Below are 25,417 nucleotides of genomic sequence, written 5' to 3'. Positions count from 1 at the left end.
GACAAAAATCGCATGCTCATGCGATTTTAAAGGATGGGGGATGATCCGGCGATCACACCGGACGCAGCACGCTCTTCACGACTTCGCCCTTGTGCATCTTCTCAAAGGCTTCGTGCCATTCGGTCACGGGCCAGACACCACCGATGATCGGCTTCACATCAAACTGACCACTGCTGAGCAGGGCGATGACGCGCTCCCAGATCGGCCAGTTGTGGCTGAAGCTGCCTTGCAGCGTGATGTTCTTCTGCACCAGCGGGTCGAGATTGAAGCCGAGCGGCTGAGGGCCCCAGCCCACCTTGCTGATCCATCCGGCCGGGCGCACGATGTCGAGCGCGATTTTGAGCGTGATGCTCGCACCTGCAGCGTCAATCACTCCATCGCAGCCCAATCCGTCACGGGCGGTGGCCCAGGGCTTCGCATCACCGATGATGACTTCGCAGCCGTATTGCTTCGCGATTTCCAAACGATGCGCATCCTGCGGCAGGCCGACAATGGCGACCTGTGCACCGCAAAGGCGAGCCATGGCAGCGCAGAGAATGCCGATGGTACCAGGGCCGAGCACGACGACGCGGTCACCAGGTTCAATGCGCGCATTCTTCACCACGGCGCTGTAGGCCACGCAGCAGGGTTCGGTGAGGCAGGCCTGCTCAAAGGGAAGCTGATCTGGCACGTGATGCAGAATGCGGCTGGGCACGCGCACATACTTCGTCATGGCTCCATTGACCCCGTAGCCGAAGCCCTTGCGGGTCGGGTCCAGGTTGTAAAGTCCCCGCTTCGTCATCGGATTGTTCGGGCTGATGATGGCGGCGGTTTCGGAGACGACGCGGTCGCCTTCCTTCCAGCCTTCCACATCCTTGCCCACTTCGACGATGCGTCCGCCGAACTCATGGCCGAGCACGACCGGATAGTTCACTGGCCAGGAGTGGTCGGCGGTCCACTGATGCAGATCGGAGCCACAAACGCCGACATTCGCGACTTCGAGGAGCACGTCCTCGCTGCCGATGGTAGGCGTTTCGATTTCACGGACTTCGACGGAGCCTTTTTCAGGCGCGTAATTGACGACGGCGGCGGATTTCATGGTTGGGAAAAGGAGGTTGAATATTAAAACGCAGGAACGTCCTGAGCATGCACGGCTTCGCAAATCATGCGCAGCGAAGCTTCGAGATTGCCGTCCGCCGTTTTGAAGGCATCGGCGTCGATGGTGAGAGGGGCGCCGAGGACGACCAGCGGGGCACCGTATTGAGGGCACTTGATGGCCTGCTCCAGGCTGAGACCGCCCACTGCCTGGACGGGGATTTTGACGGCGTTGCACACTTCACGGAGCTGATCCAGCGGGCTCGGCATGCGTTTGCCCGCAGCGGCGATGCCCCGGCGCTCATCGTAACCGATGTGATGGATGATGTAGTCGCAGCCGAGGTCTTCGAGAAACTTCGCGCCTTCGATCATGCTTTCGCAGACCATGTTGTCGCCCATGACCTTGCAGCCGAAGTCGGCACCGGCTTTGACAACGCACTTGATCGTCTCGGCATGAGCACGGGCCATGACGACAACATGGGTGGCACCAGCCTTGGCCATCATTTCGGCCTCCAAGTAGCCGCCATCCATCGTTTTCAAGTCAGCGACGATGGGCGTATTTGGGAAAGCTTTTCTCAGGGCGCGCACACCGTGGAGGCCTTCGGCAAGGATGAGAGGCGTTCCGGCTTCCAGCCAGTCCACACCGGCGCGCATGGCCAGGGCGGCGGTTTCGAGCGCTTCGTCGATGTTGGTGAGGTCGAGGGAAATTTGAACGATGGGTTTCATGGGCGGTTGTGGGGACCAGATTAACGCAGAACACGGCGTCGTCGTCACGACAAAGATCATGCGAAATGCGACAGGCGGGCACGGCCGGGTGATTTGCCAAAATGACGCCGATAACAACGGATGAAGTAGTTGGCATCACGGAAACCGCAGGCATGCGCGATCTCCGTGATATTGAGCTGCGGATCTTTTAGCAGAGGCCTTGAACGTTCCAGCCGTGCGTGCAGCATGTAATCGAGGAAGGACTGCTCGCTGAAGTCGCGGAACAGCCGGGAGACATGGTTGGGATGAAGATGCAGAAAGTCCGCCACCTCCTGCCGCCCGATGGGGTGATGGAGGTTTTCCTGCACAAACTGGCAGGCGGCCAGCCAGGTGAAGCGCGCCTTGCCAGCTTTTGTTACCGCTGGCTCGGGCTGCTCAGAGATCTCGGCGGTCTTGATGAGGAGGAGTTCCACGAGTCGACGTGCGGCGAGGTCATCGGGTGGTAAACCACGCCGGTTTTGCAAAGCTTGGAAGAAATGCCTGCCGTCCTCATCCAGCACCCGTGAGTCATGGTGAGTCTGAAGAAACCGATGGCCTCCACGGCCTTTCTTTGCCAGCAGGTATCGCGTCATCTCAGGCGTGAAGACGAAACCGATGGCAAGATAGTGCGCTGTAGTGTGCGGCTCCATCAGTGCCTGGGGCGCTGCGACGATGGCGTCGCCGCGCTGAAGCGTGATGACTTCCAGGCGCTGCTGCCGCAATACGGTGTAGCGGCCTGTGCCGGCTAGGCAGATGGAGAACCGCGGGCTGTCATGCACGGGCAGCCCACCCCGCAGGGCTGGAGAACCTGATTCCAGCGCCAGATAAACACGTTTGGGCCAGCCTCGCCTGAGAAGGCGGTGTATCCACTGGGGCCAGCGGCTGGCAGGGGCGTGAGCTTCGGACATATTGCGTTTGTGCTATCTTTGTTAGCATCTTCCACTGGGAAGCTGGGCTGGGAGGCAGCAAACTGCAACGCGTACCAACCATCCATGAAACCCCAATCTGCCGATTTTTCCCGACGTCACTTTTTACGTGCTGCTCTTGCTGGCCCCGGGCTGCTGCCTGCGGCCACATGGGTGTCTGCTTCGGAAAGCAAGAGCGATGCAGTGAACTTTGATGAACCCAACCGCAGTGTGACGCTGGTGCATGATGCGGACGTCATTGTCTGCGGTGCGGGCCCGGCGGGTGTGGCGGCTGCGGTCGCTGCGGCTCGGGCGGGCGCACGGGTGCGTTTGTTTGAAACGAATGGCTGCCTCGGCGGTGTCTGGACGGCCGGCTTGCTCACGTGGATCTTTGATTTCGACAAACCCGGCTTCACCCGGGAGATCACGCGGCTGCTTGATGAGCGCGGTGCACGCCGTGGCGGCGATCCAGGGCGCTTTGTCTATGAACCGGACGAAATGAAGCTGCTGCTGGAGGATCTGTGCACTGAGGCAGGGGTGAAGTTTCGCCTGCAAACGCGGGTGGTAGCGGCCTATCGCGAAGGACGGCAGCTCACCACGGTCATCACGGAATCACGCTCGGGCCGTGAGGCCTGGCAGGCTCCGGTGTTCATCGACACCACGGGCGATGGCGTGCTGGGAGCACTGGCTGGCTGCGGCTGGGATCTGGGCAGGATGGGGCAGGGAGACAAGTCTGCGGAGTGCGTCTGCCAGCCGCTCACCATGAATGCCCTGGCCGTCGTGCGGGATGTGACGCAGATGGGAAAATACATCTCCTTTTATCAGGGCGACCTCAAGTGGCACGTGGAGGCAACAGCCAACTTCAAAGCGGAAATTCAGCGCGCAGGCGTGGATCCCTCCTATGGCATGCCGACCATTTTTCATGTGCGCGACAACATCGTGCTGCTGATGCTGAACCACGAATACGGCGTACGCCCCGATGATACCGACGCCATGACCACCGCCACGGTGCGCGCACGCAAGGAGATCTTCACCATCACCCGCGCTCTGCGGAAACTGGGTGGCGTGTGGGACGGCCTGCAGGTGGTGGCCACGGCGGAGCAGATCGGCGTGCGTGATGGCAGGCGCATTCACGGCCGTTATGTGGTGAAAACGGAGGATCTCACCCAGGGGGCACGCCATCCTGATGCTGTGGCACGGGTGACCTTTGGCGTGGACATTCATGCCAAGAGCAAGGCGGACAACGACAAGCTGACCATCGAGCGCGGTGGCGTGAAGAAGTTCACTCCCTACGACATCCCTCTCCGTGCGCTCATCGCGAAGGATGTGGACGGTCTCATGATGGCAGGACGCTGCATCAGCGGGGATTTTGTGGCACATGCGAGCTATCGGGTGACGGGCAATGCCGTGGCCATGGGGGAGGCTGCCGGAGTCGCCGCAGCCCTGGCCGCGCTGCACAAGCAGCAGCCTCATGAGGTGGCTTGGGAAGACTGCCGGGTGATGCTGGAAAAGATCGTGCGCTGAGGCAAGCAGGGGAGTTGCGCAAGGCTTGCGCTACGCCATCCTGTTTTCTGTGACGACCCCCCGGCGATCTGATGTGCCTCTGAGACCCCGCGTGCGCCCCAAGCGCTCGGCGGAAGAAGTTGCCCGCTGGAGGAAGCAACGGGCTGCATGGATGGCATCACTGGAGCCTACCCTGCTGTTCCAACGACTGTTTGACCACATCCCGGGCGTTTACTTTTTCGCCAAGAACAAGGCCGGGCATCTCATGTTTGCCAGCGAGGGGCTGATGCAGCGCTACCAGATGCCGGATGATTCGGAGATCATCGGGCGCACGGACTTCGACCTGAACCCGGACACCATGGCGCAGGCTTATGTGGATGACGACAAGCGCATCCTGGCCGGCAAGGCGGACGTGATCGAACGCGTCGAGCTGTGGTGGGACTCCCAGGGCATCCCGGACTGGTTTCTGGTGACGAAGCTGCCGCTCTTTGACTCCAAACGCCGGGTGCAGGGTGTCATGGGCACCTTAAGGCGTCCTGATGAAGCGGAGCGCAGATTGCCGGTGTTTCAGACCGTGGCGCAGGCGGTGGAGATCATCCGGCATGATTACGCGAAACCGCTCTTGATTGAAGATGTGGCGAAATCCTGCGGCCAGTCGCTGCGTCAGCTGCAGCGGCGGTTTCAAAGCGCCTTTGGCATCACCCCGCAGGAGTTCCTGATCAAGACTCGGGTGCTGGCGGCAGTGCGTCTCTTGGAACGCACGACGCTGACCGCCAGCGAGGTGGCGGAGCAGTGCGGCTTTGTGGATGCGAGCAGCTTCACCCAGCATTTCCGCAAACGCATGGGCGAGTCGCCGGCGGTGTATCGGCGTGCGCGACGATGAAACTCAGTGCAACTCGTCGCACAAGGCCAGCGCCTTCAGGGCATGAGCCGTGGCGATGTAGGTGATGTAGCTGTAGTTGCCACGATAGAGAGACTGCATCCACCAGCGGCCGGAGACGCGCTGCTCCTTTTTTAGCCAGGCGAGCCCGCGCTGGATGCGCTCATCGCTGGTGGGGATGTTGTTTTGACGCATTAGGACGATGGCAAAAGCGGTCATGTAAGCATCGCTTTCCGGCTTCGCGGCGTCAGGCAGGCCATTGATGAGTTTCAACACGGTGTCGCTCATTTTAAAGTGCCAGTCACCCACGGAGGACGTGTCGCGCAGAGACCAGCCGCCATCGGCATGCTGTTTGGAGGACAGCAGAGTCAGCGCGGCATCGCGCTGGGTCTGGGGCACGAGTTCGGGCATGTAATGCGCAAGCTGGAGGCGCAGGATGCGGTCGAAGTCATTCTTTGGCGGCGCATTGCGCAGCCATGCCTTCATTTTCTCGACGCGTGCGAGCAGTTCGGGATCTTTGAGATTGGCGAGCCAGCCGGGCGCAGCGGTGGCTGCGCGGGCGGCCTGCAGCGTGAGTTCAAAGTCGGTGGTGATGTGTGGGATTTCGACCTCGCCATAGCTGACGAAGGAGCCGTCGGCGGACTGACGCATGAGCATTTCCTGCAAGGAGCGCTCCGTGTGGGGAGAGAGTTTTCCTGTCACATGCTTGTCCCACTCGGCGAGACCCATGGAGCGCCAGATGCTCGACCAAGAGCCGCCGTAGTATTTGATGCCATCCTTTTCCGTTTCTTTCTGCGGCTTGACCTCTGCGGGCACGGTTTTGACGAAGTCTGCCAGCACCTCCTCCAGTGGCATGCCGAGCTGTTTGGACAAAGCCGGGCGCTCGCTCAGGTACGGGCCGGTGGTGTGGCAGTTCACGCAGGTTTTCTCGCGCACCCAGCAGATGGCGCCATCATCGAGGTATTTGGCGGCAGCTTTGATGGTGTCCGGGCCAAAGGCCTTCACTTTAGGCTCATCAGCCGTCGCCCGACTGACCTGAATACCCTGGGTCTGATATTGAAACTCGGGCTTGGGCTTCGGGTCAGCCGCGACAACCAAGGAGCTGGTCAGCAGGAGGAGAAAGGCGTGCTTCATGCACGGGCTTGTACGCTGCGACTCCCGGCAATCAATCGTCCGAGCGGAATTGAGTCGTCTTCATAGAGCCAGCGGCGGAACGCGGTGGCAATCTGCGGCCATTCATGGTCAAGCATGGCAAACCATGCGGTGTCGCGGTTTTCGCCCTTGATGATCATGTGCTGGCGGAAGATGCCTTCAAAGGTGAAGCCGAGGCGCAGGGCGGCATTGCGGCTGGGTTCATTGCGTGCATCGCATTTCCATTCCATGCGCCGGTAGCCGAGGTCCTCAAAGCAGTGACGCAGCAGCAGGTAGCAGGCTTCGGTGTTGGTCTTGGTGCGCTGTGCTGCGGGCGCATACCAGATGTTGCCCAGTTCTGCCACGCCATGCTCGGCGCGGATGCTCATGAGGGAGATGCTGCCGAGACAATGCTGAGCAGCAGCGTCACGCACGGTGAAGGCGATCACGTTCGGTGTGGCCTGCCATTCACGCAGGAAGGCGGCCTGGTCCTGGGCATCAGCAAACGGTCCGCGAGGCATGTGGCGCCACAGTTTGCGTGTGGTTTCATCGACATGCGAAATGGCAAACAGTTCTGCCACATCCGCCGCGACATCGAGTGGTGTGAGCGTGATGAAGCGGCCATCGAAGCGCTGGGGTGTGGGCTGCGGTTTCATGTCAGTTTCTGGGTTTCACGATCACGTCCGTTTTGATCGAATTGGCAATGAAGCATTGTTCGTGGGCAAGGTGATGCAAATGATCGCATTCGGTGGAAGTGGGCTGCTGGTCGCCGCTCCAAATGATGAGGGGACGCAAGGTGATCTGGCTGATCCAGAGCACTCCGCGTTCGTTTTGCGTCATGATGCCTTCTGCTGCATCGTCATAGCTCTCGGGGAGGAAGCCGGCGTCACAGGCCACGTGGAGGAACCAGAGCATGTGGCAGCTGGAGACGGATGCGATGAACATCTCTTCGGGGTCGATGCCTGCGGGGTTTGACCAAGGTACAGGCACAATCTGCGGGGAGGGAGAACCGGGCACGATGGCACCACCGTCGAAATGAAGTGCATGTTCGCGCGAGTAATGGCGATTGAGGAAATCAGGGCCTTGGTTTTTCCAGCGGACGGTGGCGGTGTGGGCGGACATCAAAGTCTCTCCTTCATCATTTTGGCCGTGTCGCGATCGGTCTGATCCGGGCTGTTTTGTAGCATGGCGATGACAGATGGTGCATCTTTTGGACGGTTTTGGCTGAGCTTGAACTTGCCTTCGATGCGGGTGATTTCGATTTCGATGCCGACGATTCCTTTCATAAGGCCATCGCGGAATTCGGCGGACATGATGCCGTGCCAGCGGCTGGGACGTCCGGTTTCGTAAAATTCGACGAGATCGTGCAGCATTTGCACAAATCGGTCATGGTCAGTGACGATGCGTGGAATGCCGTAGGCATGGACGGCGGTGTAGTTCCAGGTGGGGACGGCTGGCTCGGTGACATACCAGGCCGGGGAAATGTAGGCGTGGGGGCCGGTGAAGATGACGAGGACTTCGGAGTTGGAAAAATGGCGCCATTGAGGGTTGGCGCGGGCCATGTGGGAGAGCAGACAACCGTGCGATCCTTGTGTCGGATTCAGCAAAACGGGCATGTGCGTGGCTTGCGGAACTTTGCCGTCGTGTGACACGATGGTGGCAAAGCTGTGCTGGCGCATAAAAGCATTCAGCGTGTCGCGGTCATCGATCTTGAAGTCAGGGGGTGTGTACATTTGACGGGCTACTTCCTGACTTCTGGCAGGGCGGGGATGGGGGTGATGTCGACGGGGGTGTCTTCGCCACGGAGAGTGTTGCCAATAAAGGTTTTGGCGCGGGCGATGACTTCGGGATGGCCGACGGAACCGTGGCCGCCATCGGTGATGGGGACGAGAAGGGAGGGGACACCGGCTTGTTTCAGGGCGGCGTGGATGGCTTCGGCGTGGAGGAAGGCGACGCGTTTGTCGGCGGTGCCGTGGAAGGTGATGAAGGGCGGGTCGTCGTCGGTGATATAAGTCACGGGGGAGGCGGCGAGGGCTTCGGCGTGTTTTTCTTCGTAGTTGCCGCCGAGCAGGCCGATGACGGCATCGTCTTTGAGGATGGGCTTCATGTCTTTGTCGAACATGAGGGCCTGAGTGAAGTCTTCGGGGCCACAGAGATTGACGACGCATTGGACGCGGCTGCTGAAGGAGGTGCTGGGGCCGAGGTCGCCTTCGAGTTCTTTGATGTCGCCGCTGGTGCCGATGAGGGAGGAGAGATGGCCGCCAGCGGAGCTGCCCATGACGGCGATTTTGTCGGGGTCGAGATTGTATTCTTTGGCGTGAGCGCGGATCCAGCGGATGGCGGCTTTGCAGTCATGAATTTGTGCGGGCCAGCGGGCTTCTTTGGTGAGACGATAGCCGACGGTAACGGAAGCGTAGTCGCCGGTGCGAGCGAACTGGATGGCGGCGGCGGCGTAGCCGAGGCGGTCGCCATTGACCCAGCCACCGCCGTGAATGAGGGCGACGACGGGAAGGGGTTTGTCGGTGTTGCGCTTCTTGGGGAGGTAGAGATCGACCTTCTGTTTGGGGTTTTCGTTGCCGGCGTAGGGCTGATCGAGGCGGAGTTCGACCTGGCTTTTCTCGGCGGCGTTTTGCGCGTTCTGTTTTTGTGCGCTGAGGTCCTGGGCCAGGCTGGTGGAGACGAGGAAGAGCAGAAGGAGATGTTTCATGATGGGAGGAAAACGTGGGTGGTGATGCAAACTAGCTGCGGGCTGGCAGATGCAGTTTCTTGGAGAAATACATTTTGCTGTGTCCGTGCGAGTCCCAGTCCGGGATGTGGCCGACTCGTTCGAAGCCGTGAGCCTGGTAAAACTGCGGGGCCTGATATTCCATGGTATCGACATAGACGTGTTTGCAGCCGCGTTCGAGGGCGAGGCGTTCGGCTTCTGCGAGCAGGGCGGCGCCGATGCCTTTGAAGCGCCATTCGGGATGGACGGACATGATGGAGATGCGCAGCCAGGATAGCTGGGTTTCAGCGAAGAGGCCGCCTACTGTTTCGCCGTCGGCATGAGTGAGAAGGATGAGGGGCTGGGATGCGTGCTCAGGCTGTTGCAGCTTCTCCATGAATGTCGGATTCACCGCCCCGTTGTGTTCGCGGAGCCATTGGCGTACGAGGTCGCAGCCGGGGGCTGAGGTGTCGGAGGCGTTGGTCAAGCTCCAACCGATGTTTGATGGGCAGGGATCATTCATGATGCCTGGCTGCGATAAACCTGCAGCAGATCGGTGACGAGAATGCCGTCGATGCGCATGCCTTCGTAGCAGGCGTTGTCAATGCTCATGTGGGAGCAGTTGGCGTTGGAGATGACTGCGCCAGTGAGGTTCACGTCCTCCCAATGTGCGGAGGACAGATTCACATCGACAAAGCGGGCTCCTGAGAGATTCACATCGTGGAATTTGGCGGAGCTGAGCCGGGTGTTGAGGAATTCGGCACCACTCAGGTCGGCGTTTTCAGTTTTGGATGGCATGGCCGTTCAGGATTGTGAGTCGAGTGTTTTGGGAGGCGGTGGTTTCGCCGATGTCATCGAAAATGAAGATGCCGACGTTCATGGAAGTTTGGTGATGAACCACTCGACGGTGGCGGAGAGGGTGTGGGCGCCGGATTCGTCGTGGAGTTCGACGGAGATGCTGACGATGGCGCGGCCTTTGGCGGCGAGGTCGGTGCGGAGTTGATCCAGCGTTTCGGGTGGCGTGGAAACGGTGGAGGTGAGGGAGCCGTGGGCGGGTTTGCGGAATTTGGATTCGAGTCGGCGGACGACGGGGATGACGGCTGAGTCGGGGCCGAGGGAGCGGAGGAGGAATTCGCCGCTGGAGGCTTCGGCGAGAGCGAGCTGGGCGCTGGCGTGGACGGTGCCGAGGTGGTTGAGGTAGTTGGGGCCTGCGGAAAGGCGGAGGAGTTGCGCGGGATCGGGGGATGATTCGAGGCCGAGGAAGCGGTTGAAGGGGAGCTCGGTGACGCTGTGCTTCATGGGGCAGAGGTGTGTGTCGTCCTGTTACTGATCCGGCGCAGGTGGATTGACCGCCGATACGAATGCAGAGAAATGACTGCGAACAAGCGCGAATCAGAGTCAAATCCGGGGCGCTTAGAGCATTTTAAATTCTGACGTGGCCTGGCAGAAGAGTCTGTTAAGTGATATGGACATGGTCCGTCTGTCTGGGGTGAATTGGAAAGCGCTGATCGACAGACAGGAGTGTCTGTCGTACTTCAATCCATCTGCGCAGCACTGTTTTGTCACACCTTCCAGTCGTCACGTGGTGCGGGGCCGTGCATGAGGGCGGTGGCTTCTTCGTCGCCGAGGATGCTGCGGGTGACGGGATCGATGGTGAGGCTGCGATTCACGTGAAGGGCGATGTTGCCAAAGTGCATGGTCTCGGTGAGGCGGCCGCCGTAGGCGAAGTTGGAGCGGCAGGTTTCCTGGCCTTTGATGGCGAGCAGCCAGTTGTCCCAGTGGTTGGAGCGCTTCAAATTTACCTTGGGCAGTGAGGTGCTGAGCTCCTGCATTTTGGCTTCGGGAATCACGCGGGGTGTGCCGGCGTGGGTGCCCATGAGGACGGTGGCTTTGCTGCCGTGAATGAGCGTGCCGCCATCCGGGAAGGTGCGTGCGGCATCGAGTTCTGGCGGGCGTTTCAAGGCGTGGTCGGCGCCATGGTACCAATGCAGCTTGAACTCGCCGCGTGTCGCACTGGCGGGAAAGGTGTAGGTGATCTTGACCTTGGCTGGGAAGGAGAGCTTGCTGGGGCCTGACGATTCGATCTCCACGCGGCTAGGGCAGTCGAGACCCCACACGTGATACGGCGCGTCCATGTTGTGGCAGGCCCAGTCGCCGAGCGTGCCGTTGCCAAACTCAAACCAGCCGCGCCACTGCGCGGGCAGATACTTGGAGCTGTAAGGCACACTTGCGGCGGGGCCGAGCCATTGATTCCAATCAAGACCGGCGGGCACCGGCTCCTCCGCGGGGCGTGCATCAGGGTAGCTCCAGATCGGGCCCGCCCAGCAGTGGGCTTCGTTCACATTCCCCAGCACACCGGCTTTCACCCACTCTTCGAGCACGAGGATGCCGCCGCCGGAGTGGCCTTGATTGCCCATCTGGCAGGCGAGCTTCGTCTGCTGCTCCAGGGCCATCAAATCACGTGCCTCGGCGATGCTGTGAGTCAGCGGCTTTTCGAGGTACACCGGCTTTCCGGCCTGCATGCAGGTCTTGGCCGTGAAGTGATGCGTGTGGTCTGGTGTGGAGATGATGATGCCGTCAATGCTCTTGCCGTGCTGATCGAGCATCTTGCGGAAGTCGGAGACAAAGGGCACGGCTGGGTTGGCTTTGCGTGACTCTGTGGCCCGGACTTCATGCACATCTGCAAAGGCGGCGAAGTTCACGCTGTCGTTGTTTTGCAGGCTTTGCACGGCGTGCCAGCCTTTGCCCCCAGCTCCGACGAAGGCGATGCTGAGTTTCTCATTGGCTCCGAAAACGGAACGCGGGAGGATTTGCACACCGGCGAAGGCAGCGGCGGTTTGGCTGAGGAAGTGACGACGGTTGATCATGGAGTGCGGGTGATGCTGGAATGGTTTAAACCAGAGGCTGCGTGAGTGCACGGGATTGAGACGGGCAAAATGCCTGGCTACAATGGCATTCGGCTAAGGAAGGTGAACACTGAGCGGAAGAGAGTGATAGAAATAACTGAGGAGCGCGGACTTCCAGTCCGCAGCAGGTCGTGCGCAGAGTAAGAAGTCATCCACACTGCAGGTGGCAAGCAGGATGGCACGCTGGAGGCTGCGAAGCTAAAGAGACGCGCGGCAGCATGGGTGAACGCGGAGTGCTGCGGACTGGAAGTCCGCGCTCCGGGACGCTTTGGCAAGTTACGATCCCCAGTGAACCACTTCACCCCTCCAGGCCCAGCTTGCGGCGGCCTGCGTCGGTGAGGCGGTTGGAGGACCAGGCGGGGTCCCAGACTTGTTCGACGACGACGTGTTTGACGCCGGGGACTTTGAGCAGTTGGGGCTCGACGGGCTTGGAGTTGCCGCCGGAGCCGAAGGTGAAGAAGCCGAGCCGGGGGCGGCCGCGATGGGGCATGGACATGATGACGTGGACGGTGTCGCCACGGACGCGGATGTCGTGCACGAGGCCGAGGTCCACGACGCTGATGTCGGCGGTGTACAACTGCTCGTCTTTGCATTCGCGCAGGGCTTCCCACAGGGCTTGCTTGGAGATGGGGCTGTCGCCGGCTTCACCGGGGCGGGCGAGGCGTGTGGTGGGCTTGGGCGGTGTGATGTTGCGCGGGATTTCGCCGGGGGAAAGGTGGAGGGGATTGGCGAGGCAGTGGCGCAGGGACTCCAGCTTCGCGGGGCCTTCGGCGGCGGTGAAGGGGATGGCGACGTAGGCGTTCTTTTGGTGGAGCACGGCTCCGGCGGGGACGACTTTCTGGGGCAAGGGATAGCGGCTCCAGACATGGCCGTGCCAGCGGTAGAACATCTGCGGCGAGCCTGAATGTTTGGGCTCGGGCATGCCCTGGGCGGTGTGCTCGAGGTAGAGGGCGACGAAGGAGTCTTTGCTGTCTTTGTTGGCAAAGCCGACGGCCCAGATGTTGTCGCGCTGCTTGGGATCGACGGGTCCGCTTTGCAGTTTGCCATCGGCACCCATCCAGAGCATCTCGGTGAAGGACTGACCGGAGAAGACCCACTCGTCATCGCGCAGGGCGGCGGCTTCGAATTCCTTGATGACATGCATGCGGCCGATCTTATGGAACCAGGGGATGCCGGCGTAAAAACGGTACTCGACCTCGATGTGCAGGCGGCTGGGGGAGAAGACGGGATGAACGGGAGAATACGGAAAGCCCCAGCGCCGCACGATGGTGCAGAGGGGGCCGCGAATGACTTCGTAATCGGGGCAGCGCTCCCACAGGGTGATGCGCAGCTTTTGAAAATGACCGGCGGCGGCGTAGTCGTGGGCCCAGTCAATGCCCGGGGGCTCGCCGTGGCCTTCGCCGCCGGCGAAGAGTTCGAGGCCGTGCTCACGCTTGAGAGTCATTCGCTCAAGCTGTCCCATCTGACGGGAGAGGGAGGCCTTGTAGGCGTCGTTTTCGATATCGAGCGCGTAGCCTTCGCCGCGCGTTTCGAGGTCGGTCAGATAGGCGGGCAGCTCGGCATCGGGGTTGCCATAGAAGAGGAGGTAGGTCTGGCGCAAATGCGCGGCGCCTTCGGCCATGAAGAGCACGTGGGCTTGGCGCTCCTTGCCGCGGCGAACTTCGCTGTGGGTCTGGCTGGGCACCTCGATGAGGCTTTGATCGGGCTGGATGCGGGCGACACGGATTTCGCGGGTGAGTGAGACGGATTGCTCCGCCGAACAACTGAGGAGGACCTCCACGGGCTCGGGCGCGCGATCCAGTCCGATGGTTTCATCGAGGGTCAGCACTTTGCAGAACTGCCAGCCGGAAGCCCAGGTGCGCCAGGCGGGAGGCAGCGATGATGCGGTCACAAACTGAGCGGTGGGGACGAATGGGGTGCCGTGGTCTTCGCCTTCCGCCTGAGCCTGCAGGGTGGTGCTGCGCAGTGAATCGGTGAGCGAGCGGACGAGGCGGAAGTCCTTGTTTTTCCAGGCTTCTTCCAGCAGGCGAAGCTTTGTTTCAAAGCTGTCGGTCTTTTCCCAGTAGGTGTTTTCGCTCATGTTATTTGGTGGTAGAATTTGCCGCTGCCAACGATGAGGCCGTGGTGAGTGCCGCCGGGGAAAGAAGTTTGGTGAGGCCGAGGCGGATGGTTGGGGAGGGGTGGGGCATGGCGGGCGCTTTTCCAATGAAGGCATCAGAGTGATGTTCAGACAAAGAGCGGCGCTGAAGCGGCATCCTTTCGAATTTCAGGAGCTTGGCGATGAAATGCCGGTGATGAGTGGTGCTTGGTCAGGGCACGGCATCGTGCGCGCTTTTGTCATCGCCGAGACATGGGCGACAAGGCGGTTTTGTGTCACCGCTACGCGGTTCCACGGATGGGAATGACCGTGGATGTGGGAACCGTGGGTTGGCACCCACGGCTACTGTTATGTCACCGCTACGCGGTTCAGAAGTGAGGGAACTTCCCCAAAGGTGGTTTGGTCAGGGCTAGAGTATGAAACGGCTAACTAAAAGCGCAGCGACCCTTCTGAAGGACAAAAGGACGAAAGGGACTGAAAGGACGGTGAATGCGGCGTGAGGTGGCAAATAAAACGGTGCATTGGCTCTCACCCGGCCTTTGACTTCGTCCATCTTCGCTACGCGACGGTTCCCCGAAGGTATCATGTTGCAGTGCTACTCTCGACGGGGAGAGGAGTAATGCTTTGTGGCTTCGATTTACTTTTGAAGTGGTTTAACGCTTCTCTTTCTCCGCTTCACTTGGACTTAGCGGCTCGAGTTTCAGGTTGTCGATGAAGAAGGCGGTTTTGGTGGTGCCGAGGGCGCTGAAGAGGAGGTGGCCGGCGTTGGTCCAGGCGGGTTTGCACTTGAGGTCGGGGTAGGAGTGCTTGGTGCCGTCCTGACGGGTGATGTCGAGGGACCATTGGCCGGAGGCGGTGGTGGCGGTGAGGGAGACGCGGAACCATTCGCCGGCGGGGATGCTTACTAATTGGACTTTGCCGTCGGTGCTGGCGGAGAGCTGGCCTTTTTGCCAGCGGAGGTAGGGGCCGTTGCCGAAGTCGAGGTTTTTGCCGCGGATCTCGAAGAACCAGTCGGCGCCGGGCTGGGCCATGACATCGAACTCGATGTGGAAGGTGCCGGTGTCCCAGGTGGTGGGGTAGATGTCGAGGATGGGATCGTAGCTGTGTTTGAGATCGGGGGCGTCCTGGATTTTGAGGGCGCGCTTGGAGCCGGGGGTGAAGGGGGAGGAGGTTTCGTCGGTGGTGGCGATGGATTCGCCCTTGTTTTCGTGGGTGTATTTGGCACCGCGAATGCCGAGGGTGCCGAGGCCGGCGTGCTCGAAGTCTTGATTGATTTTGTATGCGGGTGCGGGCCAGGGTTTGGCGTCGGTGTCCCAGGTGGGGTAGTCTTGGCCCTTTGCGGCGAGGGTGCGCCATGTGGTGTCATCTTTTTTCACGCCGGCGAGGGTGAGGTCCCAGGGCTTGAAGCCGATTTTTTCGGCGGGGGAGTTGGGCTTGAGGCGGAAGTCGCGCTTGGCGAGGTCTTCGAAGAGGGGATCGGCAAAGAGGCTGTCTTTGTCGCGGCCCATCTTGCGCCATTCTTCCCAGGTGAATTTGGTTTTGGTGAGGGTGGCGGGGATTTTGCCGTCGGTGGGCCAGTAGAGATTTTTGCGGAAGACGAGGCTGTCTTTGGGATCGCCGCGCTCGGGTTTGTCGAAGAACTTCCAGTTCCATTCGCCACCGTCGAGGAGGGGGGATGCGGGATCCCAGACGACGATGTTGTTCATGTAACGGAAGCGGAGGCGGGCTTCGTTGCGGGAGGCCTGGATCTGGGCGGTGTGGCCGAAGGCGAAGATGTTGTTTCGGACGGTGTTGAAGTAGCCGTAGTGCTGATGGAATCCGGCGTTCCAGGTGTCGTGCACGAGGTTGTTTTCCATGAGGGTGTCGGCGCTGCCTTCGTCATTGTAGAGGCCCCAACCGCCGTAGCGATGGCTGGCGATGTGGTGGACGTGATTGCCACTGACGATGGTGCCGGGGGAGGTGCCGAGGCCGTAGTAGCCGCCCATGTCGCTGAGGTAGGCCCAGCCGAGGTGGTGGATGTGATTGTTTTCGACGAGGGTCTCGCGGGAGGCGGTGTCGCCGTAGCCCCAATTCCATCCGGCGCTGATGCCGGTGTAGTAGAGGTCTGCGATGTCGCAATGGCGGACGGTGCAGAACTGGGTGTGGGTGAAGACGACGCCGCAGGCGCTGGGGTGAAGGCGGCCGCCGTGGTGGATGATGGAGTCGTCGACGGTGATGTGATGATTGACGCGCTCATCGGCAGGGCGTGCGATTTCGCCGACGTAGACACCGCCGCCGCCGAGGTCGTGCATGTGACAGTGGGTGACAGTGGAGTTTGAGCAGCCGTTTTTGAACCAGAGGGCGTGGAGGCCGGTGTGGGAGATCTCGCAATGGGTGAAGTGGATGGCGCTGGAGTCTTCGATCTCGATGCTGCCATCGCTGGTGGTGGCGGCCTGGCCATCGTGCAGGCCGTCGGCGGGGTAGAGGTGATTGCTGTATTGAAAGGAGATGCCTTCGAAGCTGACATCGTGCGCACCTTTGATGGAGAGGAATTTGTCGATAACGGGGGCGATGACTTCGGACTTGGTCATGTCTTCGCCGGGGAGGGGCATGTAGAGGACTTCGCCTTTGGCTTGATCGAGGAACCACTCGCCGGGGGCATCGAGGGCGGCGCGGAAGTTTTCGACCCACCAGCGCTGGTCGGGTTCGAACTCGACGAAGGGATAGCGGGAGCGGCCTTTGATGCGGACGGCGAGGGTGTCGTCGTTGAGGTCTTTGATGCGGCACTGACCGACGGCCCAGGCGTGGGTGACGGTGAGGAGGACGCTGTCGCGCTCGGTTGGTGGGATGGATTTGAGGACGTCGTACTGCTCCTGAGCGATGGAGAAGGCGTGGAAGTTCATGTTCTCCTTGAGTTCTGGGAACACGCCGGCACCGACGGCTTCGGTGATGTGGTAGTAGCCTTTGTTCGGCGAGCGGGCGAGGGTGGCGCGGCGGCCGTTGATCCAGAGCTGTTCGAACTTCCAGGCTTTGTCGGGGAGGGTGGCTTTCCAGAGGCCGGAGTCGGTTTTTTGCCAGCCGGTGATGGGTTTGCCGGCGGTGAAGGTGGCGTTGGTGCCGGTCCAGGTGACCAGGGAGTCGTCTTTGCCGAGGGTGAGGGTTTCGGTGAGGGGATAGACGCCGGGGGCTACGATGATGCGGGCGGGCTTGGTGGCGGAGCGTGCGGCATCGCGAGCGGCCTGCGGGGTGGAGATGGGGCCGGTGGGGGAAAGGTGGACGTCTGCGGCGGCGGAGAGCGAGGCGGCGCAGAGTGAAAAAGCGAGGAGTCGGGACAGCATGGGGCAGTGAAGCGGAGGGTGCTCCACTTCATGCCTCATGTGCGAAGCGCATACAAGCGCCGGCGTGCTGCGCGGAATTGCCAGTTTACTGCATCATCTGGCGCACCGTGGAGGAGACAGGGTAAATCCAAGCGATCTCCTCGGGGCTCAGGGTGACTGGCGGGTAGAGAGGGTTCAGGCTGGAAAGGACGATGGAGTGGCCGTGGTCTGCGGTGCTGTAGACGCGGAAGAGGACATCACCTCCGAGGCTGTCGCTGAGGCGTGCGACGACGCGGTTGCCGGTGTGCGGGAGGCTGTTGGGATAGAGGATGGCGAGTTCGCCATCGTGGTGCTGGGGGAGCATGGCATCGCCAGCGAGGCGCATGGCGAAGGCATCGGGATCTGTCACGCTGAAGGCGAAGTGCTCGGCGGCGGCGAAGGCTGCCTGAGCAGGCGATGCCAGTTCACGCGCGGCAGGGATGGTGAGCACGGGGAGGAGGGCGATGCGCGGGGTGACAGGCGCTGGAGCCGCAGGCATCGAGAAGGCGGGAGTGTGCGCCACAGCGGGTGCTGCGGGTGCAAGGGCTGGCTGCGGTGGCGTGCTGGTGGTGCTGACGGTTGTGTGCTCTGAGGCAATGGCGGTGGCGGCGGCTGATGCGGTTTGAATCTCGGCTTCGAGTTTTTCGATCAGCTTGATGACGGGCAGGGAGGCGTGGGCGCCATTTTCGATTTTGGTGACGTACTGGCGGGAGACGCCGAGGCGCTGGGCAAGTTTTGGACGAGTGACGCCCATTTTTTCACGCAGGGCGGCGACACGCAGAGCGAAGGTGTTTTTTTCGCGGATGACGGGCTTCTCGGCGGGTTTGACTGCGGGCGCGGGTGCAGGTGCTGGCTCCGGCTGCACCAAGCGGTCGAGAGCTTCAATGGCTGCGGGTGGGAGACCAGCCATTTCGGGGGGGGAAGAGGTGGTGTCAGGCTGTGGCATGTGCATGGCGAGCTGTTTGAGGTTGGCGGCAGCTTCGAGTTTTTCGATCAATTGGAACACAGGTCTGGAGGGAGCCTGGCGGCCTTTTTCCAAGACGGTGACGTAACTGCGACCCACGCCGAGCCAGTGGGCGAGCTCGGGCTTTGAGACACGCAGCTTTTGGCGCAGTGAAAGGCAGCGGGCAGGGAAACCGACAAGCTTTTCTTCAGAGACTGGGGAGTGTGGCATAGAAGGAGGGGGTGAGGACGGTGTGCGACTGACATGCCGGGGGGGATTTGGCACGATGAAATCCCTATGCATAATCTGCGCCAAAAACGTGCCGGGTGTCCGCTCCGAGGGCAAAAGGAACAAAAGTACCAGACACAGGCACAATGGACCGTCGATTTTCATGCCGAGTCTCTTTTTGTGCATGGTCAGGGGACCGGCGGTCTGGCAAGGGGCGGCTACGAAGCTCTAGGGGAGATGGCCGACTGGCAAAGTGAGCAATGGTGATTTTACTCGCTGTTAGGGCGCGTATCGGTAACAGTCCGCCGCCTTTTTCATGTCCCAGGAATCCTCAGCCCAGCATCAACCCCCGTTTGACGTCCCAAGCGTCGAGGAGATGGCCGCATTGCTGCCGCAGTATGCGTTTGAAAAGCTCGCGGCCTTTGGTGGCATGGGGGCGGTGTATCGTGGGCGGCAGGTGAGCCTGGACCGGCCGGTGGCGATCAAAATTTTGCCGCCTGAATTTGGCAGGCAGGAGGACTTTGCGGATCGATTCAAATCCGAGGCGCGTGCGATGGCGAAGCTGAACCACACGCACATCGTGGGTGTGTATGACTTTGGCATCACCAAAGAGGGGCACCTGTATCTGGTGATGGAGTGGGTGGAAGGGCAGACGCTGCACACGCTTATTCATAAAGGCAGCATTCCGGTGCGGAAAGCCGCGAGCCTGGCGATGCAGCTGTGTGACGCGCTGGCCTTTGCGCATCACAACAAAATCCTTCATCGCGACATCAAGCCGGGGAACATCATGATCAGCGAGGATGATCAGGTGAAGGTGGCGGACTTTGGACTGGCACGGCCGATCACGGGTGAGGCGGAGGAGAATCCCTTCGGCACGCCGGACTACGCGGCCCCGGAAATTTTAGGCAAGGGCGCGGTGGACCAGCGGGCGGACATTTTCGCCGCGGGTGTGGTTTTGTACGAAATGCTGACGGGGCGGGTGCCGCAGCAGCCACGGCGTTCGGTGACGGAGTTTGCCCCCTTGTCTCCGAAATGGGATGAGTTGATCGACCGGGCTACGCATGCGGATCCCTCGAAGCGCTTTCAGGATGTGGGCGAATTTCGTGCGCATATTGCGATGCTGATCAACCAAGGTGCACAGCCGGTGAAGGTGGTGGCCGTGGAGGAGGACGAGCCTCAGGGCAAAGCGGCATTGAAGCCGCTGCATCTGGTGCTGATCGGGGCTGCGGTGATTGTCATCGGCATTGTGGGCGGGATGATGTTCAAAGGCGGGGCTGCGCCGGAGGCGCCTGTGACCACGGAGAAGGAGACAGTGGCCGCCACTCCGAAGGCTGATGAGCCTGAGCTGCAGCCGAAGATTAAAGAGGAGAAGGAGCCGGCCAAAAAGGGGGAGCCGGTGGTGGTGGTGCCCGCTGTGGAACCGGAGATGAAAGCGCCGGAACCTGCGCCGAATGTTGAGAAGATGGTCGCCGTGGCGCCTGTGCCCGCACCTGCTCCGATGCCCGCACCTGCGCCCGCACCAGTGGTGATGCCAACCGTGGTGCCGGTGCCGGAAACTCCGCAGGAGTTGATCCAGCAGCTGGAGAAGCGTGATGCAGAGCTGGCGCTGATGGTCAGTGACTTCGCTGCAGAATGGCTGATCAACATGGAAACAGGCACTGATTCTGAAATGCAGAGCCTGGCTGACAAATACATCCCGGCGCTGCAACGCGGTCTGACCGGCCTGATGCCGCAGCAGCGTGATTTTGTGCTGAGTGAAATCTCCCACATTGCGAATCATGAGCCGCTGGACGAGCCGGATCAGCTCTGGCCGGATACGCTCAAGACGCTGCGCAAGGCCTACGACGCGCAGCGCGAGGCGATCCAAGGGCGTGCGAGCATGGCAGCGCAGAAAATGCGTGCGGCCCAGTGCGAGCTTGTTTTGCAGAAGGCCCGTGAGCGTGCGGCCGCAGGCAAGGCGGAGGCCGCGAAGCGTGCGGAAATCGTGGCGGCAGAACTGGCGAAGCTGAAGACGGCACCGTCCATGAAAGCCTTGATAGAAAGCGTGGGTGGCGCAACTGGGGCAGGCACTGTACCGACGACGGCCGCAGAGCCGGTGCGTTGAGCGGTCATTACAGGACGGAACAGCTAGGAAATTTTCCTCGCGGCAGAAGCTGTAGAAGGTTATGGATCAGGAATGTCCGAAGAAACTACCCCCAGCGAGCTGCCTTCGTTTGATGTCCCGAGCCTGGAGGCGATGAACGCCTACCTGCCGCAGTTTCAGTTTGAAAAACTGGCGGCATGCGGAGGCATGGGGGCAGTGTACAAGGCGTATCAGGAGAGCCTGGACCGGCGGGTGGCGGTGAAGATTTTGCCGCCGGAGTTTGGGGCCGAAAAGGAATTCACCGATCGTTTCAAGATCGAGGCGCGTGCGATGGCGAAGCTAAATCACACGAACATTGTGGGTGTGTATGACTTTGGCATCACGGCGGGAGGGCACCTGTATCTGGTGATGGAATGGATTGAGGGACGCTCACTGCACGATCTCATTCACAATGGGACTCTTTCGCTGCGGAAGGCGACCAACCTGGCGATGCAGCTGTGTGAGGCGCTGACCTTTGCGCATGATCATCAGATCATTCATCGTGACATCAAGCCGGGCAACATCATGGTCAATGACAGCGACCATGTGAAGGTGGCGGACTTTGGACTGGCGCGGCCGGTTTCCGACGAAGCGGAGCAGGAGAACCCCTTTGGTACGCCGGATTATGCCGCGCCGGAGATTCGTGGTGGCAGCGTGGTGGACCACCGGGTGGACATTTACGCCGCAGGTGTGGTGCTCTATGAGATGCTGACGGGTACGATTCCGGGGGAGCCGCGGCGGTCGGTCACGGAGTTTGCCAAAATCTCGACGCGGTGGGACAGCATCATCGCCAAAGCCATCGACCCCGATCCGGATAAGCGGTATCAGGATGCGGGAGAGCTTCGTGCGCACATCAATGTGGCGATGAAGCAGGCGACCGAGCCTGAAGCGGTGCCCGGCGATGTCATGGCCATCGATCTAGGCATCGGCATGGGGACAGCCTCGAGAGCCGGCATGGGTGCGGGCTTGGGGGCAGGGTTACGTTTGGGGGCGGCTGCTCCGGCGGCCCCTGCTGCAGCGGCACCAGCACCTGCCGTGCGTGCACCGGGTCCGAGTGTGCCGCGCGCGCCGGGTGTGCGCGCGCCAGGCGTGCCGGCGGTGGTGGAGAAAAAGAAAGCTGCTCCGCCACCCAAGCCGGCGGTTGGAATGACGCCGCAGCAGCAACAGCTCATGCTGGTCATCGGGGTGGTGGCTGTGGTGGTGGTCGGGTTTTTGGCATTGATCTTCTGGCCCTCTTCCAAGAGTGCGTCACGCAGCTCGTCAGCCGGAGCTCAGGCCACGCCGGATGAAATTCAGGAGGTGATGCAAAACCTGGAGCAGCAGGATGCCGAGCTGGCGAGGCTGGTGAACTCGTTTGCCCACGACTGGGCGGCTACGGGAGCGGATAAAAGCCCCACCTCGCCCGTGGCCGAAAAGCTGCGCAAGGCGCACAATGCCGCGGTGCAGGCCAAGGCCAAGGACCGCATGGAGGCGGCAAGGCGCGCAGAGATTGTGGCTGCGGAGATGGCGAAGCTGAGCGGCGCGCCGTCGTTGAAGGCGCTCAAGCAGGCGGCCGAGAGATAGACTGGTCTAAAAAAAAGCCGCCACCCGTTTCCGGGTGACGGCGTGGTTTTGACCGGGGTTATTCGCCTTTGCAGCAGTCCTTGCCGCAGGCCTTGCCCTTTTCTTTGCAGCAGGCGGCGCAGTTGTCCTTGCAGCACTTTTCACAGGCCTTGCCGGCGGCAAGAGCGGTGCTGGAGAGGGTGGCGACGGAGGCTGCGGCGATGAGCATGAGGATGGTTTTCATAGTGTTGGATGTGTTGTGTTTTGAAGTGCCTGCTTTGAATTGGCGGCATGCAGCGCAGGCGTGCGCATGCCGGTGTGCCATGGAGTGGCGGTTGAACTGGCGGTGAGGCCAGACGACCGGGCAGCCGGTCTAGGTGGCGGCGCATTTAGTGGCCGCGCGGAATCGAGTCATTGCCCGGAGCGTCTGGCTTCCAGACGCATGGCGCGTGGCTTCAAATCAAGAGGGCGCAATGCCGCGAATAGAGCGGGGCGGTGCGCAAGGGCGGCCCGTGGTCGTGACGGGGCGCATAAACGGCCAAAGCTCCTGAGGTGGGGCTGAAAGGCGAAAGGGCGTGCCAAAGGGGGGTGGCCAGCAGTTTTAAAGCGGGGGCCGGGGCGTTGACGAAGGTGGCGGCGACATCGCGCGCGGTTTCATGCTTGGCGCAGGGGCAGTTTGGCTCCTGGGAATGCTCGGAGGCCGGGTGCTGTTTTTTGGCGCAGCAGCTGGCGACCTCTTCCTGCTGGGGAGCTGTGATGCAGCACCAGCACATCGGAAGGCCGATGCAGAGGGTGAGGATCAGGGCTGTGAGGCGGGAGAGCATGAATGGTCAGATGATAGAACGTGAGAATTTATTCAATGGTTGCAAGCAATGAGTGTGCAGATCGTGCATGGGAGTGTGCGAGGTGAATGACAGAAGGTGCGATCGAGGGCCTCCTGCCGGGGGGGCTATGCCGCGGGTTTAGTAAAAGGAAACTTGGCCCGAGAGTGCCAAAGGGGTTGCTAGAACAACGGTGCGGCAGCCCATGGGCAGACTATGAGTCTCGGATTGCGACGATTACCACGCCCTGCCGACTGTGCATGGCATGGAAATCGAGGTGGAAATGAAAATTGCACATCACAAAACTTAACATTAGCAGATTCACGGCGTACAAGACATGGAAATGCTGATTGCGGAGGTGGCGAGAATGACTAAAAGCTATGAGAATGACTCTCTTAAGCGGACGGATCCTTGATCCTTTGAAGTTGCCAAAATCACTCTGGGATCCTGATCATATCGAAACAGGGGCGACCCAGGCCGGGCTTCTACGGTTGCCAGAAAAATTAGCCGTCGAATATGAGCAAATGATCAATCGTCTCAATTTGAGCGGTTTAGCAAGGTTAAGAGACTCTGCCGATCCTCCCGTTGGAGGCCTGTCACAGGCTGACACGGACAAGCATTTTGCTCAAGCGTTTGATGGCTCAGCAGCGAGAGCCCAGCTTGCGCTGATGGATCCATTAAATAAGGCGGTCAAGGCATCTAATAACTTGGTCAGAACTCTTGCCGGAAATCGCGTAACACTCACAGATGCACCATGCGGTGCTGGTGCTGCTGCACTATCCTTTTTGAGTACTATCTGTCAATTGCGTGGTTCAAACGTCTTGCCCAGGGAGCCTTTAGACGTGCATTTGATCGGGGGTGAACTCTCACAACCCGCTCGAATTTATGCGCAAATGTTAGCTGATCAAATTTCTCCGGCGTTGCGAGATCAAGCCATCAATCTGACAACGGAATTTTTATCGTGGGATGTTACTAACGCGCTTAGTACGACAGACCTTATACATAAGGTCAGCGTAGCATGGGGTTCCCAATCCAAGCGTCTTCTTGTAATTGCTAACTTCAATGGGTTCCTGGTGAGGGAAAGCAAGCAAAAGGACGCTGAACCTCAGCTAGAAGAATTGTTCCGCTATTGTTCTGGAAGTGATAGCTACGCGCTTTGGATTGAGCCCGATATGAAGCGAGCAACTGGCAATGGAGGGCTTTTTCATTGGCTAGGAACCCGAATTGCAACGGCTTGGAAGAAGTATGTTGTTCATGTCAAAGACGCTGAAACAAGTGAGCCCGTGTCGACATATTCCAGTCGGTTCGAGTTGCCGCTTCAATCTCCCGGCACCGCCCGCGTGGGTCTAAGTTTTATTTCGTTAGATCTTAAACGGCAATGAAGACTAATCGCGCCGGAATTCTCGCAGTGCGAGCTGTAAATCAGTATCGTCGACGAGACGTGTTGACCTATTTAAGTCTTTGATATTATTTAGAGAATTCTGCCGCGCGCACGGATATTTGGGTGAAGCATGTCGCGACTGATCTAGCAGCTACACGAAAGAATTTTCCGTATTTCAATGCCCTCCATTTCAAGGAAGTTATTTCTAATAATGACATTCTTCATCGTTACTTTCATCTTCCTGGAGCCAATGAGGCACTAGCTGAGGCGGCGCTTCTCGACGAATGTTCTAAACATGCTTCAGTTTTCGAGAACCCCCATTGTGTTTTTAGTTACGCTTTGACTTCTGGGTCTGATCGAGTTGGTATTTTTCAACCTTATTTTGCTGGCCTGAAAGAGCGGCATATTGGAATTGCTAAAGCGGCGCGTGACTATCCTTCGGGGGTAGTTCAATATATAGACATCAAAAAATTTTACCCCTCGATAAGCCGTGAGAGTGCTTCGAATGTCTGGGCTAAATATAGCCGAAAAGCTGGTCTCGATGACCGTTGGGTTGTGCTGGGGCATAAAATTATTGACGACCACACTTCAGTCCCAAGGAGCGGTGAACATGGCATTCTGACCGGTCCGATGTTCAGTCACCTAATCGCCAATATTTTTCTACGTGAGTTAGATGTTGCGTTCTCTGGCATAAGCGATGTACATTATTTTAGGTATGTGGATGATATGATCATTGTTGGTGATGGTGATTTTGTTGATCAGGCGATAGTGACTATTGAGCGAGAGTTAAACAAGCTGGGACTTCAATTGCATGAGGAAGGCAGTGAGAAGAGACTTCGCGTTTCGACTGCTGAATGGCTTATTTCGGAGAAGGATTGGATGCAATCAACTCCCAAGCCTTCATGGGCAAGCTTTGTTGGCGACTTGAAACGGTATCTTCTGCTTAATGAGGGGGACCATGAACTTCTACGGCAGATGTTTTACGGGGATGATTTCCGACTTCCAATTTTGGACTATCGTAGCGCTGTGGCAGAGGCGACTTGGCTCACTCGTTTTACCGTGCTGGCAAGAAATAGGTGGTTTAGAAAGAAAGCGAAAAC

General features: G+C 59.8%; 24 protein-coding genes. 7 read left to right on the top strand and 17 right to left on the bottom strand.

Going from position 1 to position 25,417, the window contains the following annotated elements; all coding sequences use genetic code 11:
• Positions 1–52: 52 nt before the first annotated feature.
• Genes AC24GY_RS22320 through AC24GY_RS22310 form a run of 3 tightly spaced genes read right to left on the bottom strand, consistent with a single transcriptional unit; the run spans position 53 to position 2,726 of the window.
• Positions 53–1,078 (bottom strand): zinc-binding dehydrogenase, encoded by a 1,026-nt coding sequence (locus tag AC24GY_RS22320; RefSeq protein WP_422314814.1) that lies wholly within the window; start codon positions 1,076–1,078, stop codon positions 53–55.
• Positions 1,079–1,101: 23 nt separating this feature from the next.
• The gene (locus tag AC24GY_RS22315) at positions 1,102–1,800 is read right to left on the bottom strand and encodes an orotidine 5'-phosphate decarboxylase / HUMPS family protein (protein WP_422314812.1); all 699 of its coding nucleotides are present in this window, start codon (positions 1,798–1,800) and stop codon (positions 1,102–1,104) included.
• A 56-nt stretch (positions 1,801–1,856) separates the two neighbouring features.
• The gene (locus tag AC24GY_RS22310; protein WP_487687387.1) at positions 1,857–2,726 is read right to left on the bottom strand and encodes a helix-turn-helix transcriptional regulator; all 870 of its coding nucleotides are present in this window, start codon (positions 2,724–2,726) and stop codon (positions 1,857–1,859) included.
• Between the two features lie 84 nt (positions 2,727–2,810).
• On the opposite strand from AC24GY_RS22310, the gene AC24GY_RS22305 reads away from it, so the two are divergent.
• Positions 2,811–4,247 (top strand): FAD-dependent oxidoreductase, encoded by a 1,437-nt coding sequence (locus AC24GY_RS22305; protein ID WP_487687384.1) that lies wholly within the window; start codon positions 2,811–2,813, stop codon positions 4,245–4,247.
• 151 nt (positions 4,248–4,398) lie between these two features.
• A complete protein-coding gene (locus AC24GY_RS22300) occupies positions 4,399–5,109 on the top strand; it encodes a helix-turn-helix domain-containing protein (RefSeq protein ID WP_487687381.1) in 711 nt (236 codons plus the stop codon).
• A 3-nt stretch (positions 5,110–5,112) separates the two neighbouring features.
• Here AC24GY_RS22300 and AC24GY_RS22295 read toward each other — a convergent pair whose 3' ends face one another.
• The 12 genes from AC24GY_RS22295 to AC24GY_RS22240 form a co-directional block, all read right to left on the bottom strand.
• Entirely contained in the window at positions 5,113–6,240 is a 1,128-nt protein-coding gene (locus AC24GY_RS22295) for a prenyltransferase/squalene oxidase repeat-containing protein (RefSeq protein WP_487687379.1), read from the bottom strand.
• Positions 6,237–6,893, bottom strand: a complete 657-nt coding sequence (locus AC24GY_RS22290; protein ID WP_422319068.1) for a GNAT family N-acetyltransferase — start codon at positions 6,891–6,893, stop codon at positions 6,237–6,239. The genes AC24GY_RS22295 and AC24GY_RS22290 overlap by 4 nt, the downstream gene beginning before the upstream one ends.
• A gap of 1 nt (position 6,894) precedes the next feature.
• Positions 6,895–7,359 (bottom strand): OsmC family protein, encoded by a 465-nt coding sequence (locus AC24GY_RS22285; RefSeq protein ID WP_487687376.1) that lies wholly within the window; start codon positions 7,357–7,359, stop codon positions 6,895–6,897.
• Positions 7,359–7,970 (bottom strand): FMN-binding negative transcriptional regulator, encoded by a 612-nt coding sequence (locus AC24GY_RS22280; protein WP_422319064.1) that lies wholly within the window; start codon positions 7,968–7,970, stop codon positions 7,359–7,361. Before AC24GY_RS22280 ends, AC24GY_RS22285 begins: the two co-directional genes overlap by 1 nt.
• An 8-nt stretch (positions 7,971–7,978) precedes the next feature.
• Positions 7,979–8,944, bottom strand: a complete 966-nt coding sequence (locus tag AC24GY_RS22275) for an alpha/beta hydrolase fold domain-containing protein (RefSeq protein WP_487687372.1) — start codon at positions 8,942–8,944, stop codon at positions 7,979–7,981.
• A 31-nt stretch (positions 8,945–8,975) separates the two neighbouring features.
• Positions 8,976–9,464 (bottom strand): GNAT family N-acetyltransferase, encoded by a 489-nt coding sequence (locus AC24GY_RS22270; protein ID WP_487687370.1) that lies wholly within the window; start codon positions 9,462–9,464, stop codon positions 8,976–8,978.
• Positions 9,461–9,739 (bottom strand): pentapeptide repeat-containing protein, encoded by a 279-nt coding sequence (locus AC24GY_RS22265; RefSeq protein ID WP_487687367.1) that lies wholly within the window; start codon positions 9,737–9,739, stop codon positions 9,461–9,463. Before AC24GY_RS22265 ends, AC24GY_RS22270 begins: the two co-directional genes overlap by 4 nt.
• 78 nt (positions 9,740–9,817) lie before the next feature.
• Positions 9,818–10,240: a DUF4442 domain-containing protein gene (locus AC24GY_RS22260; RefSeq protein ID WP_487687364.1), complete on the bottom strand. Its 423-nt coding sequence runs from the start codon at positions 10,238–10,240 to the stop codon at positions 9,818–9,820.
• A 263-nt stretch (positions 10,241–10,503) separates the two neighbouring features.
• Positions 10,504–11,808 carry a Gfo/Idh/MocA family protein gene (locus AC24GY_RS22255; protein ID WP_487687362.1) on the bottom strand — a complete coding sequence of 435 codons (1,305 nt, stop codon included), beginning with the start codon at positions 11,806–11,808 and terminating at the stop codon, positions 10,504–10,506.
• A 337-nt stretch (positions 11,809–12,145) separates the two neighbouring features.
• On the bottom strand, positions 12,146–13,927 hold the full coding sequence (locus tag AC24GY_RS22250) for a metal-sulfur cluster assembly factor (protein WP_487687360.1): 1,782 nt from the start codon (positions 13,925–13,927) through the stop codon (positions 12,146–12,148).
• A 671-nt stretch (positions 13,928–14,598) separates the two neighbouring features.
• The gene (locus tag AC24GY_RS22245; RefSeq protein ID WP_487687357.1) at positions 14,599–17,262 is read right to left on the bottom strand and encodes a right-handed parallel beta-helix repeat-containing protein; all 2,664 of its coding nucleotides are present in this window, start codon (positions 17,260–17,262) and stop codon (positions 14,599–14,601) included.
• 85 nt (positions 17,263–17,347) lie between these two features.
• Positions 17,348–18,454: a helix-turn-helix domain-containing protein gene (locus tag AC24GY_RS22240; protein ID WP_487687355.1), complete on the bottom strand. Its 1,107-nt coding sequence runs from the start codon at positions 18,452–18,454 to the stop codon at positions 17,348–17,350.
• Positions 18,455–18,520: 66 nt separating this feature from the next.
• Here AC24GY_RS22240 and AC24GY_RS22235 point away from each other — a divergent pair, with 66 nt between their 5' ends.
• The 3 genes from AC24GY_RS22235 to AC24GY_RS22225 all read left to right on the top strand — a co-directional run bounded on the left by AC24GY_RS22235 (position 18,521) and on the right by AC24GY_RS22225 (position 22,136).
• The gene (locus tag AC24GY_RS22235) at positions 18,521–18,718 is read left to right on the top strand and encodes a hypothetical protein (RefSeq protein ID WP_422316506.1); all 198 of its coding nucleotides are present in this window, start codon (positions 18,521–18,523) and stop codon (positions 18,716–18,718) included.
• 49 nt (positions 18,719–18,767) lie between these two features.
• Entirely contained in the window at positions 18,768–20,555 is a 1,788-nt protein-coding gene (locus AC24GY_RS22230) for a serine/threonine-protein kinase (RefSeq protein ID WP_487687351.1), read from the top strand.
• Positions 20,556–20,627: 72 nt separating this feature from the next.
• Positions 20,628–22,136: a serine/threonine-protein kinase gene (locus AC24GY_RS22225; protein WP_487687349.1), complete on the top strand. Its 1,509-nt coding sequence runs from the start codon at positions 20,628–20,630 to the stop codon at positions 22,134–22,136.
• Between the two features lie 58 nt (positions 22,137–22,194).
• Here the strand turns inward: AC24GY_RS22225 and AC24GY_RS22220 are convergent, their stop codons facing one another.
• Together AC24GY_RS22220 and AC24GY_RS22215 are read right to left on the bottom strand one after the other, a co-directional pair.
• Positions 22,195–22,359 (bottom strand): hypothetical protein, encoded by a 165-nt coding sequence (locus AC24GY_RS22220; RefSeq protein WP_397384670.1) that lies wholly within the window; start codon positions 22,357–22,359, stop codon positions 22,195–22,197.
• A 211-nt stretch (positions 22,360–22,570) separates the two neighbouring features.
• Positions 22,571–22,939: a hypothetical protein gene (locus AC24GY_RS22215; protein ID WP_487687346.1), complete on the bottom strand. Its 369-nt coding sequence runs from the start codon at positions 22,937–22,939 to the stop codon at positions 22,571–22,573.
• Between the two features lie 383 nt (positions 22,940–23,322).
• Here AC24GY_RS22215 and AC24GY_RS22210 point away from each other — a divergent pair, with 383 nt between their 5' ends.
• Positions 23,323–24,318 carry a hypothetical protein gene (locus AC24GY_RS22210; RefSeq protein WP_487687343.1) on the top strand — a complete coding sequence of 332 codons (996 nt, stop codon included), beginning with the start codon at positions 23,323–23,325 and terminating at the stop codon, positions 24,316–24,318.
• Positions 24,319–24,440: 122 nt separating this feature from the next.
• Positions 24,441–25,417, top strand: a 977-nt coding sequence (locus AC24GY_RS22205; protein WP_487687340.1) for an RNA-directed DNA polymerase, incomplete at its 3' end; no start/stop codon positions are given.

The organism is Prosthecobacter sp. Pr1, assembly GCF_057652315.1.
The sequence above is the reverse complement of the archived record's forward strand: the minus strand, read 5'-3'. Positions and strand labels throughout refer to the sequence as shown.